This window comes from Rhodoferax sp. GW821-FHT09E07 (genome assembly GCF_059416145.1).
This window is the reverse complement of the sequence record NZ_JBWKOP010000008.1, coordinates 245,668-259,587: the sequence shown is the minus strand read 5'-3', so window position 1 is coordinate 259,587 and position 13,920 is coordinate 245,668. Positions and strand designations below refer to the sequence as shown.

Here is a 13,920-nt window from a genome sequence, read left to right as displayed (position 1 = left end):
GAGCGCCCATGAGCAAGTCCGTGATCGCTGTGTTCCCCGGCACCTTTGACCCCATCACCTTGGGCCACCAGGACCTGATACGCCGCTCGGCACGCCTGTTTGGTACCGTCATCGTGGCCGTGGCCGCGGCACACCACAAGAAGACCCTGTTCACGCTGGACGAGCGGCTGGACGCGGTGCGCGAGGTGTTCCAGCCGATAGACAACGTGCGCGTGGAAAGTTTTACCGGCTTGGTGCGCGACTTTGCGGTGCTACACGGCGCAGGTGTCATGGTGCGCGGCGTGCGCTCGGTGACCGACTTTGACTACGAAGCCCAGCTCGCCGGCATGAACAAGGCGCTGGCACCCGAGGTGGAAACCGTGTTTTTGACGCCTGACTCGCGTTTTCAGTTCATCTCGAGTACGCTGGTACGTGAGATCGCCACATTGAAAGGGGACGTGACCCAGTTTGTGGCGCCGGTGGTCCACACGCGTTTGATGGACAAGTTACGCCCCTAACCTGAGGAGGCTGCCATGAAAATTCTGCTGCCAGTCGATGGATCGGAGTTGTCATTGGAGGCGGTGCGCCACACGCTGCGCCTGCGAGCGGACGGGTTGCAGGTATCGGCCGTGCTGGCCAATGTGCAGGAGCCCGCCAGCCTGTACGAGTTGCTGGTGGCGCATGACCCGGAGGTGATCGACCGCGTGAGTGCCGAGGCTGGCATGGACGCCCTGTCCACCGCCATGGGCCTGATGGATGCCGATGGCGTGGACTATGAGTGCGAGGTGGCCAAGGGCGACCCGGCGCACACGCTGATCGATGTCTGTGAGCGCTTTGGCTGCGAGATGATTGTCATGGGCGCACGGGGCGCTAGCGCGGCCCGCAGCGCCATGCTGGGCTCGGTGTCCAACGAGGTGCTGCACGCCAGCGCAGTGCCCGTGGTCATCGTCAAACCCCCACAAGAGGAAGAGGGTTCTTGAGGCTGCGGCGATAATTGGGCCATGGAGCGTGAACTGCCGTGGCACTGTTAATTACCGACGAATGCATCAACTGCGATGTGTGCGAGCCCGAGTGCCCGAACGAGGCGATTTACCTGGGCGAGCAGATCTACGAGATCGACCCGCACAAGTGCACCGAGTGCGTGGGCCATTTCGACGAGCCCCAGTGCGTGCAGGTCTGCCCCGTAGCCTGCATCCCCGTCAACCCCAATTTCATAGAAGACAAAGAGACACTGTGGCAGAAGTACCGCCGCCTGCAGGGCCAGGTGCCTGCGGATGTGGCGCCCAAGCCGCAGGGCACTGTCTGAGACCTGGCCCCTGTTGGGGCCTTATTTCTTTTTGGGCTCCGCCGCGTTTTTGGCGGTGAAGTACTCGGGTTCCTTGCCCTTCTTTTTCTTGGCCGTGGCCGCCTTCTCTTTGGCGGGCTTGGGTTCTTCCTTGGCCGGCTTGTTGGCCGCTGCGGCCTGGGCATCGTCCTTCAGCCGGGCTTTTTCCAGTTCCTTGGCCTGCGCTGCTTGTTCGCGCGTGGTTTTGTCGGCCGCGGCACGCTGCGCTGCCGTGCGGCCATCCCCCGCCTGCAGGGCCACGCCGTCCGGGCAGGGAATCTGGCTGTAGCTGGACCCACATTTATAGATCTTCTGGGCCATAGCCCCCGTGGATATTGCGCTAGCAGCTATCAAAAGAAGAGCATATTTGAGGACGGTTGTCATGCTTCGCTCCGTGACGGTGGTTCTGCGGGGGGCGCCGTCGCGTCGACTGCGGGCCTAGGGGGCTTGGGGCGTGGCGGTTTGCTGGTGTGGATCAGCATGGTGGCCTTGTCCATCTCGCCGGTCAGCAAATGGGGTAGGGCTTTCATGGAGCGGTCGATGCACTGGTCGATCGCAATCCGGTGGTCCAGCGAGGGTTTTTTGAGCACCCAGTTCACCACCTCCGATTTCACGCCTGGGTGGCCTACCCCCAGGCGCAGGCGCCAGTAGTCGCCTGTGCCCAGTTGCGCATGGATGTCGCGCAGGCCGTTGTGGCCCGCGTGGTTGCCACCGAACTTGAGCTTCACCTCGCCGGGCACGATGTCCAACTCGTCATGTGCGACGAGAATTTCTGCGGGCTGGATCTTGAAGAAACGCGCCAACGCCGCCACGGACTTGCCCGACACGTTCATGAAGGTCTGGGGTTCCAGCAGCCAGACGGTGTGGCCCTGCACCGTGGTGCGGGCCACGAGGCCGTGGTAGCCGCGGTCCATGGACAGGTTGACCTTGAGCTCGCGCGCCAGCGCGTCCAGCCACCAAAAGCCCGCGTTATGGCGTGTGGCGTCGTATTCAGGGCCAGGGTTGCCCAGGCCAACAAACAGTTTGATCATCGGGAAAATTATGGCGTACAAAAAGCGTGGGACACAAAAGCAAACGGCCCACCGAGGTGGGCCGTTTGCAGCGAACTAGCGCAGGGCAAGAATTACTTCTTGCCTTTGCCCTTGCCCTTGGCGTCAGCAGCGGGAGCTGCGACTACCGGAGCAGCCACTTCTTCCACCGGAGCCACCACGGCCACGATCACGGGGTTGGCCTTGCCGTGGGTGACGACAGTCACGCCCTTGGGCAGGGTCAGATCCGCTGCGTGCAGGGACTTGCCCTTCACCAGACCGGACAGGTCCACGTTGATGAATTCGGGCAGGTCGGCGGGCAGGCAAGCCACTTCCAGGTCGGTCACGACGTGGTTGATCAGGCAAGCATCCACCTTGGCGGCGGGAGAGTTTTCTTCACCGCTGAAGTGCAATGGCACCTTCATGTGCAGCTTGGTGTTGGCTTCCACGCGTTGGAAGTCAATGTGCAGGATCAGTTGCTTGAAGGGGTGCATTTGCACGTTGCGCAGCAGGACCTTGCTTTCCTTGCCAGCAAATTCCATGTCCAGGATGGAAGAGTGGAAAGCTTCTTTCTTGATGGCGTGCCACAACGCATTGTGGTCCAGCTCGATCAGTGCGGGTTCGGAAGAACCGCCATACACGATGCCGGGGGTACGGCCAGTCACGCGGAGACGGCGGCTCGCACCCGTGCCCTGCTTAGCGCGCTCAAAAGCGACAAATTTCATATCTAACTCCAGTAAGAGTCCACCGCGACCAGTGTGACTCCGATTTAAAAAGATGCCTGCCAACCCTGCGGGTCGGTGGCATCGGCTTTTTGTCCCGATCCGACTTAAGCGTCTTGATCCGAGAACAAACTCATGACCGACTCTCCGCGGGCGATGCGCTGGATGGTGTCTCCAATCAGCGGTGCCACGGACAGTTGGCGAATCTTGGTGCACTGCGCAGCGGCAGCGCTCAAAGGAATGGTGTTGGTCACCACCACTTCGTCCAGCGCGTCGCCGCTGGAAATGCGTTCAATGGCGGGGCCGGAGAAGATGGGGTGCGTGCAGTACGCATACACCTTTTTGGCGCCACGGGCCTTCAGCACCTCGGCGGCTTTCACCAGTGTGCCGGCGGTGTCGATCATGTCGTCCATGATCACGCAGTTGCGGCCTTCGATCTCACCGATCACGTGCATCACTTCGGACACGTTGGCCTTGGGACGGCGCTTGTCGATGATGGCCAGGTCGCAGTTCAGCTGCTTGGCCAGCGCACGGGCACGCACCACACCACCCACGTCGGGCGAGACTACGATCAGATCTTCGTAATTCTTCTGGCGCAGATCGCCCAGCAATACGGGGGACGCATAAATGTTGTCCACCGGGATATCAAAAAAGCCCTGGATCTGGTCGGCGTGCAGGTCCATGGTCAGCACGCGGGCCACGCCCACGGTTTGCAGCATGTTGGCCACCACCTTGGCCGTGATGGGCACGCGGCTGGAGCGGGGGCGGCGGTCTTGCCGGGCATATCCAAAATACGGAATCACGGCGCTGATGCGCTCGGCCGATGCACGCTTGAGCGCATCCACCATGATCAGCAATTCCATCAAATTCTCGTTCGTCGGTGCGCAGGTGCTTTGCACCACGAACACATCACGTGCACGCACGTTCTGGTTGATCTCGACCGTGACTTCACCGTCCGAGAAGCGGCCTACGGTGGCAGCGCCCAGGGAGATGCCCAAGTGCTTGGCAATGTCAGCAGCCATGCCGGGATTGGCATTGCCAGTGAAGACCATGAAGTCAGGGGGAGTGAAGGCCTGCATGTGGGATCCAGCGAAGAGATTGGGTTTATGTCGTCACTATGCGCATGCTGAAGCGGGACCGGCCCGAACAGCAATTTGGCAGGGGAAGAAGGATTCGAACCTTCGCATGCTGGAATCAAAATCCAGTGCCTTAACCAACTTGGCGACTCCCCTACACAGGTTGGCAGCGCAATGCTGCCCACCGCTAAACCTTCATTTTTCGTCGCTGTCTGCCCACCCTAACAGGGGATGAACATCCAAACTGCTGCACAACCTGACTTGAAACGCGTCTGGCGCGTTGCCCACATCGATGTCGTGCTGCAAGTGCGCAAATACCGCGCTTCCAGAGCCTGTCATCCTGCCACTTAAACCCTTGTCATCGAGCCACTGGAGGGCTTGATTCACACCGGGGCACAGCTTCTGGGCAACGGCTTGCAAGTCGTTCCGGCCAAAACTGAATGTCTTTCCGAATGCGTCTGCAGCGAAGCCTGTGATTATAGCTGGTTCTGAATCGCGTTTCAACTCCGGGTCAGAAAAAATCAATTTAGTTTCGAGCCCGGCGTCTGGTTTGACCACGACCCAGCGCGAAGCAGGCAAGGCCAATGGCGTGATTTTTTCACCGATGCCCTCGACCCAGCCATGGCGCCCACTCAGAAAAAACGGTACGTCGGCCCCCAGCGCCAGCCCAATGGCGGATAGCTGTTGCACTGACAGTTTCAGGCCCCACAGGCGATTCAGCGCCAGCAAAGTAGAGGCGGCATCGGACGATCCGCCGCCCATGCCGGCCTGGGCCGGTATGGATTTGAGTACGCCCATGTGCACGCCCTGGGTGCAACCCGTGGCCTGTTGCAAGGCGCGGGCTGCGCGCAGGTTCAGGTCGTCTGCGGGCAGGGCGATGTTCAGGTCTTCGCGGCTGATCTGGCCATCACTGCGCAAGGAGTAATGCAGCGTGTCACACCAGTCAATCAACATGAAGGCGGACTGCAGCAGGTGGTAGCCATCGTCCCGACGCCCGGTGATGTGCAAAAACAGATTGAGCTTGGCGGGGGCTGGGATGTCGTAGAGCGACTGCATGGTGGTCGGCATTATCGGCGCTGGGGCAGCGCGCGCTCAGCGTTGCAGGATGATTTTCAGGTCCACCGCTGGCAGGGCCGCGGCCTTGCGGTGTGCGTTCAGTCGTCCTTCGGGCAACAGGCTGAGGTCAACGTCCCAATCCGGAGCGGCAGTGGGCGTGCCTTGCAGCCAATCGAACAGCGCGGCCACCGGCAACTCGGCGCCAGTGGCCTGCAGTACCAGTGCCTGCAATGAATCAAATGACCGCGGCTCGCCCGTGGTGGTCAGTCTCGCAACGCCTGGGGCCCATTGCATGTGGGCCAGCGTGCTCCCCAGTGGCGTGTGCAACGACAGGCTGCCTGCTTCGCCATTGCCTTCAAGCGCAAAGTCAGAGGAAAACGCCTGCACCGGCGCGGCATAGACCTTGAGGGCCATGCGGCCCTGCCACTGGGTTTGGGATGAAAAATCGGCGCTAGCCCGCGTAATGCTTGCGCAGGCAGCTATGAAAAGCGTAGCGAATGACAGAATGAGCAGCAGGCCGATTCGGCGCAGCAGCGCATTCATGGTTTGGCATGCAGGCGGCGCATGGTTTCTTGCAGGGTCTCATTGTCCTTTTGCTGCTGCAGTGCCTGACTCCAGATGGTGTCGGCCTGGTCACGCTGGCCCAAGGACCACAGCACTTCGCCCAGGTGGGCTGCAATCTCCGCGTCGGGGCGGCTGGCATAGGCCTGCTCCAGCAGGCGTTTGGCCTCGGCAGCATTGCCACTGCGGAATTCCACCCAGGCGAGACTGTCCACAATGAAAGGGTCATTGGGCGCAAACTCCAGCGCTTTCTCGATCAGCTTGCGGGCTTCGGGAAGGCGCACATTGCGATCGGCAAAGGAGTAGCCCAGCGCGTTGTAGGCGTGGTGGTAGTCGGGGCTGGTGGCGATTACCTGACGCAGCAGCTTTTCCATGTCGTCCAGCTTGCCCAGCTTCTCGGCAATCATGGCCTGGTCGTACATCAGGTTGGTGTCGTCAGGGTACTGTTTGAGCGCGGCGGCCAGCACCTGGTAGGCAGTGTCCAATTGTTTGTGGTCGCGCAGCAGCTGCACTTCAGCGGAGATCTTGGCCCGCGCATCCTCGGCCTGGGTTTCCGGGGCAGAACGGATCAGTGCGCGTGCCTCATCCATCTTGCCCTGACCCGCCAAAATCATTGCGCGACGGGTCAGCACCTTGAGCGCATCCTGCGGGCTGTTGATGCGACGCAGGTAGGCATTGGCTTCGTCCAGCTGCCCGCGCTGCTCGGCGATCTGGGCCAGCAGCAAATAGGCTTGCACCATGCCACGCGAGGTCTCATTGCCATCGGCCACAGGGGCTTCATTGGGGGCGACCAATTGTGTATAGCGTTTGAGCGAGTTTTCGGCGGCGGTGTTGTTGCGGTCCTGCAATTCCAGCGAGCCCCGTACCAGCCAGGCGTCAGCAAAGGTGGGGGTTTGCGTGTTCAGGGTCTGCATCTGCACCAGCGCCTCGGAGTAGCGCATGGTGTCAATCAGGCGACGGGCATAGGCCATGCGCACGTCCGGCAGGGCCTGGCCTGCCAAGTAATGCTGCACCACAGCCTCGGCTCCGGCCGACTTCGCCTCCATCAGGTTCAGCGCCAGCACTGCAGGTTCTTCGGCGCGGGCATTCAGTGCGGAGCCGCGTTGCGCTGCCTCCAGCCCACCAGCCACGTTGCCTGCGTTCAAGCGCAGCAGGCCCACGGCGGACCATGCGGCAGGGCCAGTTTCGGGGGAGTTCAGGTCGGCGGCCACGGCCTGTTCCACAATGCTGGCCGCCAAGGTCTTGTCGGTCACCCGGCCGAAATAGCGGGGCAACAGGTCGATGGTGGTGATGCGTTCCTTGCCGGTCGTGCCCGCCAGCTCTTTCTTGATCGGCTCCAGCGAGTCGCTCACGCGGTTCAGGCCCAGCAGGATTTGCAGCACATAGCGGTTGGCCTCTTTGGAGGCCGGGAAGGCACGTTGCCAGGCGCGTGCGGCGTCCAGCGCCGATTCACCGCTGCGGGCGCTGATCGCCATTTCCACGGCGCGCTCGTAGAGTTTGGCCGAGTTGGCCTTGCGCGCGGCATCCAGCATGCCAAGGTAGGCATCGCCGATCTCGCCATTGGTGGCGTAGATCTCACTAAGTAACAGTTGGTAAAAAAGCTCGGGGTTCAGGTCGGAGTTTTGGGGTGCCTCGGGCTCGGCTGCAAAGGCAGGGCCGCTCAGGCCGATACAGGCCGCCAAAAGGGTCGTGGAAATGAGGCGTTTGGGGCTTGTCATCAGACCATAATAATCCAACATCATGAAGCTGAGGCCCCATGCCTGAATTGCCCGAAGTCGAAGTCACACGCCTGAGTTTTGCCGACCGCATTGCGGGCGCGCAGGTACAGGCGGTGCACCTGGGCAAGCCCTTGCGCTGGCCCCTGCAGTGCGACCCCGATCATCTGGTGGGCCAACGTGTGCTGCAGGTACGCCGCCGTGGCAAATATTTGCTGCTGGATCTTGACGCTGGCCTGTTGCTGGTGCACTTGGGCATGTCGGGCAGTGTGGCCTTTGGAGGGCGCATGCCCCCGCCCGGCGTGCACGACCACTTTGACTTGGTGACTACCCGCGGCACCTTGCGCCTGAACGATCCGCGCCGCTTTGGCGCTGTGGTGTTTGCAGCTAGTGAAGCCGATCCGGTGGCGCAGAAACTGCTCGGCCATCTGGGCATGGAGCCGCTGGACGGCAGCTTTGATCTGCCGACCTTTCAGCAGGGCATGGCGCAGCGCAAGGCGCCCATCAAGCAGGTGCTGCTGGCCGGCGAAGTGGTGGTGGGTGTCGGCAATATCTATGCGTCTGAGGCGCTGTTCCTGGCCCGCATTCGCCCCACCACTGCGTCCAGCAAGGTGAGCCGGCCGCGGCTGCAGAAGTTGCACGCCGCCATCCAGGATGTACTGGCCCGCGCGGTGGAGAAGGGTGGCAGCACGCTGCGTGATTTTTCCAACGCCAAGGGCGAGAGCGGTTACTTCCAGCTGGAGGCCACGGTCTATGGCCGTGAAGGTCAGCCCTGCAGGGTCTGCACCACGCCGATCAAGGCGATTCGCCAGGGTCAGCGCTCCACGTTTTTCTGCCCCACTTGCCAGAAACCCTGAGGGGTACGGCTGCCGGCGATGCTATATTGAACCATTCACGGGGGACTCCTGCTCTTGGCTACTTCATTTAACGATCAGTTTGACCAGCATGGCACGTGGCGGCGCGAGTTCGCGTTGCGGTTGAAGTTGCTGGCTGAGTGGATGAAAGACCACGAGTTGCTGGACGCCGCCGTGGAAGAGCGTCTGCGTCGCCTGGAGGCGCAAGTGCGCTCCGACAAGGTGATGGTGGCCTTTGTGGCCGAGTTCTCGCGCGGCAAGTCCGAGATGATCAATGCCCTGTTTTTTGCAGGGTATGGCCGGCGCATCATGCCGGCCAGCGCAGGCCGCACCACCATGTGCCCCACCGAGATGGGCTATGACGCCGACGTGCCGCCGTGCCTGCGCCTGCTGCCCATAGAAACGCGCCTGCAACCACAAGCGCTCATGGAATGGCGCATGGCGCCCGAGAAGTGGACCCGCATCGACCTCGATGTGAACAACCCCCAGCAACTCGCGAAAGCGCTGGAAAAGGTGGCCGAGACCCGCAAGGTGACGCAGGACGAAGCCCGCGCTTTGGGCTTCTGGCACAACCAGGCGCCCGAAGACAACCCTATGGTCGATGCCCAGGGCATGGTGGAGGTGCCCAAGTGGCGCCACGCGCTCATCAACATCGCCCACCCGCTGCTCAAGCAGGGCTTGGTGATTTTGGACACGCCTGGCCTGAACGCCATCGGCGCCGAACCCGAGCTGACCGTGAGCCTGATCCCGCAGGCGCATGCCGTGGTGTTCATGCTGGGTGCCGACACCGGTGTGACCAAGTCCGACCTCGCCATCTGGCGCGAACACCTGATCACCGAATCCACCGACCCCGACGCGCGCCTGGTGGTGCTCAACAAGATCGACACGCTGTGGGACGCGCTGAGCACGCCCGCACAGATCCAGACGCAGATCGAACGCCAGAAGGCCAGCACCGCCGAAATCCTGGGCCTGCCCAAGGACAAGGTGATTGCCGTATCGGCCCAAAAGGGCCTGGTGGCCAAGGTGACCGAGGACGACGAACTGCTCAAGCGCAGTTGCCTGCCGGTGCTGGAAGACGTGCTGGGCCGCGGCATGATGGGCAAGCGCCAGAAGATTCTGGGCGCGGCCATGGCCAGCGGCATCACCGACCTGCGTGTGGAGACCGGGCGCGTCATCAACATCCGCAAGCGTGACCTGACTGAGCAGATGATGGAGCTCAAGGGTTTGCAGGGCAAGAACGCCACGGTCATCAAGCACATGCGCAACCGCATCTCGCAGGAGCAGGCTGAGTTTGACCAGGGGGGTGCCAAGATCCACGCCGTGCGCTCGGTGCACCTCAAGTTGCTGCGTGAAGTGTTTGGCATTCTGGGCTCTGGCGCGCTGAAGAAGGAAATGGCGCAGCTGACGGACACGCTGATGCAAAAAGGCCTGAAGCTGGGCGTCAAGCGTGCCTATGGCGATACCTTTGACCGCCTGCGTGGCAACCTGCAGAAAGTGCAAACCTTGTGCGCAGAAATCCAGAGCATGCTCGTGGCCAGCTTCAAGCTGCTCAACGGCGAATACGGCTTTTCGTTGCAGGCCCCAGGGGAGCCCGACATGGCCCGCTTCATGGCTGAGCTGGACACGATAGAACGCAACCACCTGCAGTACCTGGGCGTGGGCAATGCTTTCAAGCTGGCCCAGCCCGAGTTTTCCGACCGACTGGTTCGCGCGCTGTCTACGCGGCTGCGCTCGGTGCACGAAAACGCGCTGGCTGACGTGGAGCTGTGGAGCAAATCGGCCGCGGCGCAGCTGGACGCCCAACTGCGCGAACGCCGCCGCAACTTTGCGCGCCGCATCGAAGCCATTGACCGCATCTCGCAAGCTGCCAACGGATTGGACGATCGCATTGGCGAGATCGAGCTGCAGGAAGCTGCGCTGGACCAACTGGACGCCAAGCTGTCCGAGCTGACCGCCTACCTGATTGCCGCACAAGACGCTGCCAAGCTGCTGGCTGTGGCCGCGTCGTCGGTAGACGTCGCCATCGCCTGAGCGTGGCCGCCAGCACATTTGCCACGCAGGTGGTGGCGTGGCAGCGCCAGCATGGCCGCAACAGCCTGCCCTGGCAAAACACCCAAGACCCCTACCGCGTGTGGCTCTCCGAGATCATGCTGCAGCAAACGCAGGTGGTTACCGTCATTGGCTACTTCGCCAAATTCCTGGAGCGCTGCCCCACGGTAGCTGACTTGGCTGCGGCCAGCAGCGATGAGGTGATGGGCCTGTGGAGCGGCCTGGGCTACTACAGCCGCGCACGCAACCTGCACCGCTGCGCGCAGCTGGTGGTGGAGTTGCATGGGGGGCAGTTTCCGCGCGATGCGGCCACGCTGGCCACGCTGCCGGGCATTGGCCGCTCCACGGCCGCGGCCATTGCCTCGCTGTGCTTTGGTGAGCGCGTGGCGATTCTGGATGCCAACGTGAAGCGCGTGGTGACCCGGGTGCTGGGCTTTGACGCCGACCTGGCATCTTCTGCCAACGAGAAAAAACTGTGGGACGCCGCCACCGGCCTGCTGCCTGCTGCCAAGAATGCGGCGACCGACATGCCGCGCTACACCCAGGGCATGATGGATTTGGGCGCCACCGTGTGCAGCCCCAAAAAGCCCAGCTGCCTGCTCTGCCCCGTGCACAGCCATTGCGTGGCCGCCAAAGCGGGCGACCCCGAGCGCTACCCGGTGCGCACCCGCAAGCTCAAGCGCAGCAGCCAGAGCCTGTGGTTGCTGTGGCTGCAGCGTGCGGATGGTGCGGTGTGGCTGGCCAAACGGCCCACGCCCGGCGTGTGGGCCGGGCTGCAGTGTTTCCCCCTGTTTGACAGCGAAGATGCTTTGCGCGTAGCGCTGCCAGTGCAGTGGGAAAAGGATGTGGAGATGCTGCCCGTATTCACCCACGTGCTCACGCACAAAGACCTTTTTATGCATCCAGCCCGCGTGGATATTGGACTAACAGCTATGGATTTGGGAGCGGGTTCCTGGTTCTTGCCGACCGAATGGGCCGCTGCGGGCTTGCCTGCGCCGGTACGCAAGCTGCTGGAAAAATCAGCCTAGGCCGGACGACAGGGCGTCCATCTCGCGGTGGCGCTTGAGCGTGTTCCACTTGGCTCCAAAGCGCTGGGCCAGTTGCTCTACCAAATACACCGATCGGTGCTGCCCGCCCGTGCAGCCAATGGCCACGGTCACGTAGCTGCGGTGGTCGCGCACCAGGGCGTCCAGCCAGCTTTCCAGAAACTGGCTGACGTGGCCCAGCATGCGGTCCACATCGTTCTGGGTTTTCAGGAAATCGATCACCGGTTGGTCGCGCCCGGTCAGGTGCTTGAGTGCGGGGTCGTAGTGCGGATTGGGCAGCATGCGCACATCAAACATGTAGTCTGCATCCGTCGGCACGCCGCGCTTGAAGGCAAAGGATTCGAACACCAGCGTGAGCTGTCCGCCCGGTGCGGCAATCAGCTCTTTCACATAGCCCTGCAGCTGGGCGGCGCGGATGATGCTGGAGTCGATCACGTGGGCTTGCTCGCGCAGATCGGCCAGCAGCTCGCGCTCCAGTTCAATCGCGTCCACCAGCGCTCGGCGCTCGTCCACCGTGGCGTCCACGCGTGACAGTGGGTGTTTGCGCCGCGTCTCAGAATAGCGGCGCACCAGCGTGTCGGTGGTGGCGTCCAAAAATAGCGACTTGACCCCCACGCCCAGCGCACGCACGGCGGCGAGCTGTTGTGGCACCAGGGGCAGGGAGGTTGCGCTGCGCACATCCATGGCAATGGCAACCTGATGGGCCTGGTGTTTTTGTTCCAGCTCTACAAAGGGCAGCAGCAGCTCGGGCGGCAGGTTGTCCACACAGTAAAAGCCGGCGTCTTCCAGCGCGTTCAGCGCCACCGATTTGCCCGAGCCGGACATGCCGGTGATCAGCACAATCTCCATCACAGCCCCGCTTGCAGCATTTCCTTGGCGTGGGCCAGGGTGGTGCTGGAGAGTTTTTCGCCGCCCAGCATGCGCGCAATTTCGCCCACACGCTGTTCGCTGTGCACAGCGGCCACGGTGCTGAGCGTGGCCTTGCCCTGCAGGGTTTTGGAGACGACCAGGTGGTGGTCGGCGCAGGCTGCCACCTGCGGCAGGTGGGTCACGGCCAGCACCTGCCGGTCGGTACCCAGCTGCTGCATGAGGCGACCCACGGTCTCGGCCACGGCGCCGCCCACACCCGAATCCACCTCGTCGAAGATCAGCGTTTGCGCGGTGCCCAGCTGGCTGGTGGTGACAGCAATGGCCAGCGCCATGCGCGAGAGTTCGCCGCCCGACGCCACCTTGCCCACAGGCCGCGGCGTGCTGCCGGCATGGCCTGCGGCCAGAAACTGTACGTCTTCCAGCCCGCTCTGCTGCGGCTGGGCCAGTGGCTCCAGCGCTACTTCAAAGCGGCCACCCTGCATGCCCAGGCCCTGCATGGCCTGGGTGATGCTCTGGGCCAGCAGCGGTGCGGCCTTGGCGCGTTGTTTGGAAATGGTTTTGGCCTCGGCCAGGTAGGCGGCCTGGGCCTTGCGCTCGGCGGCCTGCAGGCCATCCAGGTCGGCAGCGGCGTCCAGCGCCGCCATCTCGGTCTTCCACGCGGCCAGCACCTCGGCCAGTTCTTCGGGCGGGCGCTTGTAGCGGCGCGCCAGGCTCACCCAGAGCGACATGCGCTGGTCCAGCTCGGCCAGGCGGTCGGGGTCTAGCTCGGTGCGGCGGGCGTAGCTGCGCAGGGTGTGCACCGCGTCTTCCACCTGGGCGATGCTGGATGTGAGTGCTTCCACGGGGTCTTTGAACTCGGCCTCCAGGTGCGCCTGGGCTTGCAGCAGCTGCAGTGCAGCGTGCAGCGGGCGCAGGGCGTTGCTGTCGTCGTCTTCCAGCAGGTTCACGGCGCCTTCGGCCGCGTCCAGCAGGGCCTGGCCGTTGGACAGGCGGCTGTGGCTGGCGTTGAGCTCGTCCCACTCGTGGGGCTGGGGTGCCAGCTTGTCGACCTCGCCAATTTGCCAGGCCAGGCGTTCGCGTTCGCGCTGCAGGGAGTCTTGGGCCTCGGTGGCCTGGGCCAGTGCGGCCTGGGTGTGGCGCCAGGCGACCCACAGTTGTGTCAGCGTGGCGGTGTTCACCTTGGCATAGGCGTCCAGCAGGCCGCGCACGGCCTCGGGCCGGGTCAGGCTTTGCCAGGCGTGCTGGCCGTGGATGTCCAGCAGCTGCTCGCCAATGGCGCGCAGCTGCTGGGCGGTGGCGGGGCTGCCGTTGACCCAGGCGCGGCTCTTGCCCTGGGTGTCCACCGTGCGGCGCAACAGCAGGGTGTCGCCGCCTTCAAAGCCGGCGTCGTCTAGCAGGGCCTGCACGCCGGGGGCGGTGTCGAATTCGGCGGACACATCGGTGCGCGCCGCGCCCTCGCGGATCACGCCGGTGTCGGCCCGTGCGCCGGTGACCAGCTGCAGCGCGTCGATGAGGATGGACTTGCCCGCGCCGGTTTCACCGGTCAGCACCGAGAAGCCGGACTCCAGGTCCAGCTCCAGTTCGCTGACGATCACAAAGTCTCTCAGAACAATCCGCTTGAGTGCCATATCTCCACGTGC

15 protein-coding genes and 1 tRNA gene are annotated in these 13,920 nt (G+C 63.0%); 6 read left to right on the top strand and 10 right to left on the bottom strand.

The genetic code is table 11. The features are described 5' to 3' along the window. The first annotated feature begins 8 nt into the window (after nt 1–8). The 3 genes from coaD to AC07OE_RS17385 are packed head-to-tail and all read left to right on the top strand — an operon-like array spanning nt 9 to nt 1,285. Nucleotides 9–497 (top strand): pantetheine-phosphate adenylyltransferase, encoded by a 489-nt coding sequence (gene coaD, locus AC07OE_RS17395; RefSeq protein ID WP_495071829.1) that lies wholly within the window; start codon nt 9–11, stop codon nt 495–497. Between the two features lie 15 nt (nt 498–512). Then, the gene (locus AC07OE_RS17390) at nt 513–959 is read left to right on the top strand and encodes a universal stress protein (RefSeq protein WP_495071828.1); all 447 of its coding nucleotides are present in this window, start codon (nt 513–515) and stop codon (nt 957–959) included. A gap of 38 nt (nt 960–997) precedes the next feature. Beyond that, the gene (locus tag AC07OE_RS17385) at nt 998–1,285 is read left to right on the top strand and encodes a YfhL family 4Fe-4S dicluster ferredoxin (protein ID WP_495071827.1); all 288 of its coding nucleotides are present in this window, start codon (nt 998–1,000) and stop codon (nt 1,283–1,285) included. 21 nt (nt 1,286–1,306) lie between these two features. Here AC07OE_RS17385 and AC07OE_RS17380 read toward each other — a convergent pair whose 3' ends face one another. From AC07OE_RS17380 to AC07OE_RS17345, 8 genes are all read right to left on the bottom strand, one after another. After that, on the bottom strand, nt 1,307–1,687 hold the full coding sequence (locus tag AC07OE_RS17380; RefSeq protein ID WP_495071826.1) for a hypothetical protein: 381 nt from the start codon (nt 1,685–1,687) through the stop codon (nt 1,307–1,309). Continuing rightward, a complete protein-coding gene (gene pth, locus AC07OE_RS17375) occupies nt 1,684–2,334 on the bottom strand; it encodes an aminoacyl-tRNA hydrolase (protein ID WP_495071825.1) in 651 nt (216 codons plus the stop codon). Before pth ends, AC07OE_RS17380 begins: the two co-directional genes overlap by 4 nt. Before the next feature lie 92 nt (nt 2,335–2,426). Further along, nucleotides 2,427–3,056 (bottom strand): 50S ribosomal protein L25/general stress protein Ctc, encoded by a 630-nt coding sequence (locus tag AC07OE_RS17370; RefSeq protein WP_495071824.1) that lies wholly within the window; start codon nt 3,054–3,056, stop codon nt 2,427–2,429. A 104-nt stretch (nt 3,057–3,160) separates the two neighbouring features. Then, on the bottom strand, nt 3,161–4,132 hold the full coding sequence (locus AC07OE_RS17365) for a ribose-phosphate pyrophosphokinase (protein ID WP_105261220.1): 972 nt from the start codon (nt 4,130–4,132) through the stop codon (nt 3,161–3,163). 76 nt (nt 4,133–4,208) lie between these two features. Next, a tRNA-Gln gene (locus AC07OE_RS17360) sits at nt 4,209–4,285 on the bottom strand. Between the two features lie 39 nt (nt 4,286–4,324). After that, entirely contained in the window at nt 4,325–5,185 is an 861-nt protein-coding gene (gene ispE, locus AC07OE_RS17355) for a 4-(cytidine 5'-diphospho)-2-C-methyl-D-erythritol kinase (protein ID WP_495071911.1), read from the bottom strand. Between the two features lie 36 nt (nt 5,186–5,221). Beyond that, nucleotides 5,222–5,728, bottom strand: a complete 507-nt coding sequence (locus AC07OE_RS17350; RefSeq protein ID WP_495071823.1) for a lipoprotein insertase outer membrane protein LolB — start codon at nt 5,726–5,728, stop codon at nt 5,222–5,224. Continuing rightward, nucleotides 5,725–7,464 (bottom strand): tetratricopeptide repeat protein, encoded by a 1,740-nt coding sequence (locus AC07OE_RS17345; protein ID WP_495071822.1) that lies wholly within the window; start codon nt 7,462–7,464, stop codon nt 5,725–5,727. The genes AC07OE_RS17350 and AC07OE_RS17345 overlap by 4 nt, the downstream gene beginning before the upstream one ends. A gap of 38 nt (nt 7,465–7,502) precedes the next feature. On the opposite strand from AC07OE_RS17345, the gene mutM reads away from it, so the two are divergent. From mutM to mutY, 3 genes are read left to right on the top strand one after another with little or no spacing between them, the layout of a single operon-like run. Then, a complete protein-coding gene (gene mutM / locus AC07OE_RS17340) occupies nt 7,503–8,318 on the top strand; it encodes a bifunctional DNA-formamidopyrimidine glycosylase/DNA-(apurinic or apyrimidinic site) lyase (RefSeq protein WP_495071821.1) in 816 nt (271 codons plus the stop codon). A 54-nt stretch (nt 8,319–8,372) separates the two neighbouring features. Next, a complete protein-coding gene (locus tag AC07OE_RS17335; RefSeq protein WP_495071820.1) occupies nt 8,373–10,346 on the top strand; it encodes a dynamin family protein in 1,974 nt (657 codons plus the stop codon). Between the two features lie 2 nt (nt 10,347–10,348). After that, nucleotides 10,349–11,392, top strand: coding sequence for an A/G-specific adenine glycosylase (gene mutY / locus AC07OE_RS17330; protein WP_495071819.1), 1,044 nt, complete (start codon nt 10,349–10,351; stop codon nt 11,390–11,392). Here mutY and rapZ read toward each other — a convergent pair. Together rapZ and recN are read right to left on the bottom strand one after the other, a co-directional pair. Next, a complete protein-coding gene (rapZ, locus tag AC07OE_RS17325; protein WP_495071818.1) occupies nt 11,384–12,259 on the bottom strand; it encodes an RNase adapter RapZ in 876 nt (291 codons plus the stop codon). The two genes, mutY and rapZ, sit on opposite strands and share 9 nt — an antisense overlap. Beyond that, a complete protein-coding gene (gene recN, locus AC07OE_RS17320) occupies nt 12,259–13,908 on the bottom strand; it encodes a DNA repair protein RecN (protein WP_495071817.1) in 1,650 nt (549 codons plus the stop codon). The genes rapZ and recN overlap by 1 nt, the downstream gene beginning before the upstream one ends. Between the last annotated feature and the right edge of the window lie 12 nt (nt 13,909–13,920).

Bases quoted from the DNA above. Each gene is read 5' to 3' on its own strand.
- coaD (WP_495071829.1), top strand. From the start codon at position 9: ATGAGCAAGTCCGTGATCGCTGTGTTCCCCGGCACCTTTGACCCCATC.
- AC07OE_RS17390 (WP_495071828.1), top strand. From the start codon at position 513: ATGAAAATTCTGCTGCCAGTCGATGGATCGGAGTTGTCATTGGAGGCG.
- AC07OE_RS17380 (WP_495071826.1), bottom strand. From the start codon at position 1,687: ATGACAACCGTCCTCAAATATGCTCTTCTTTTGATAGCTGCTAGCGCA.
- pth (WP_495071825.1), bottom strand. From the start codon at position 2,334: ATGATCAAACTGTTTGTTGGCCTGGGCAACCCTGGCCCTGAATACGAC.
- AC07OE_RS17370 (WP_495071824.1), bottom strand. From the start codon at position 3,056: ATGAAATTTGTCGCTTTTGAGCGCGCTAAGCAGGGCACGGGTGCGAGC.
- AC07OE_RS17365 (WP_105261220.1), bottom strand. From the start codon at position 4,132: ATGCAGGCCTTCACTCCCCCTGACTTCATGGTCTTCACTGGCAATGCC.
- ispE (WP_495071911.1), bottom strand. From the start codon at position 5,185: ATGCAGTCGCTCTACGACATCCCAGCCCCCGCCAAGCTCAATCTGTTT.
- AC07OE_RS17350 (WP_495071823.1), bottom strand. From the start codon at position 5,728: ATGAATGCGCTGCTGCGCCGAATCGGCCTGCTGCTCATTCTGTCATTC.
- AC07OE_RS17345 (WP_495071822.1), bottom strand. From the start codon at position 7,464: ATGACAAGCCCCAAACGCCTCATTTCCACGACCCTTTTGGCGGCCTGT.
- mutM (WP_495071821.1), top strand. From the start codon at position 7,503: ATGCCTGAATTGCCCGAAGTCGAAGTCACACGCCTGAGTTTTGCCGAC.
- rapZ (WP_495071818.1), bottom strand. From the start codon at position 12,259: ATGGAGATTGTGCTGATCACCGGCATGTCCGGCTCGGGCAAATCGGTG.
- recN (WP_495071817.1), bottom strand. From the start codon at position 13,908: ATGGCACTCAAGCGGATTGTTCTGAGAGACTTTGTGATCGTCAGCGAA.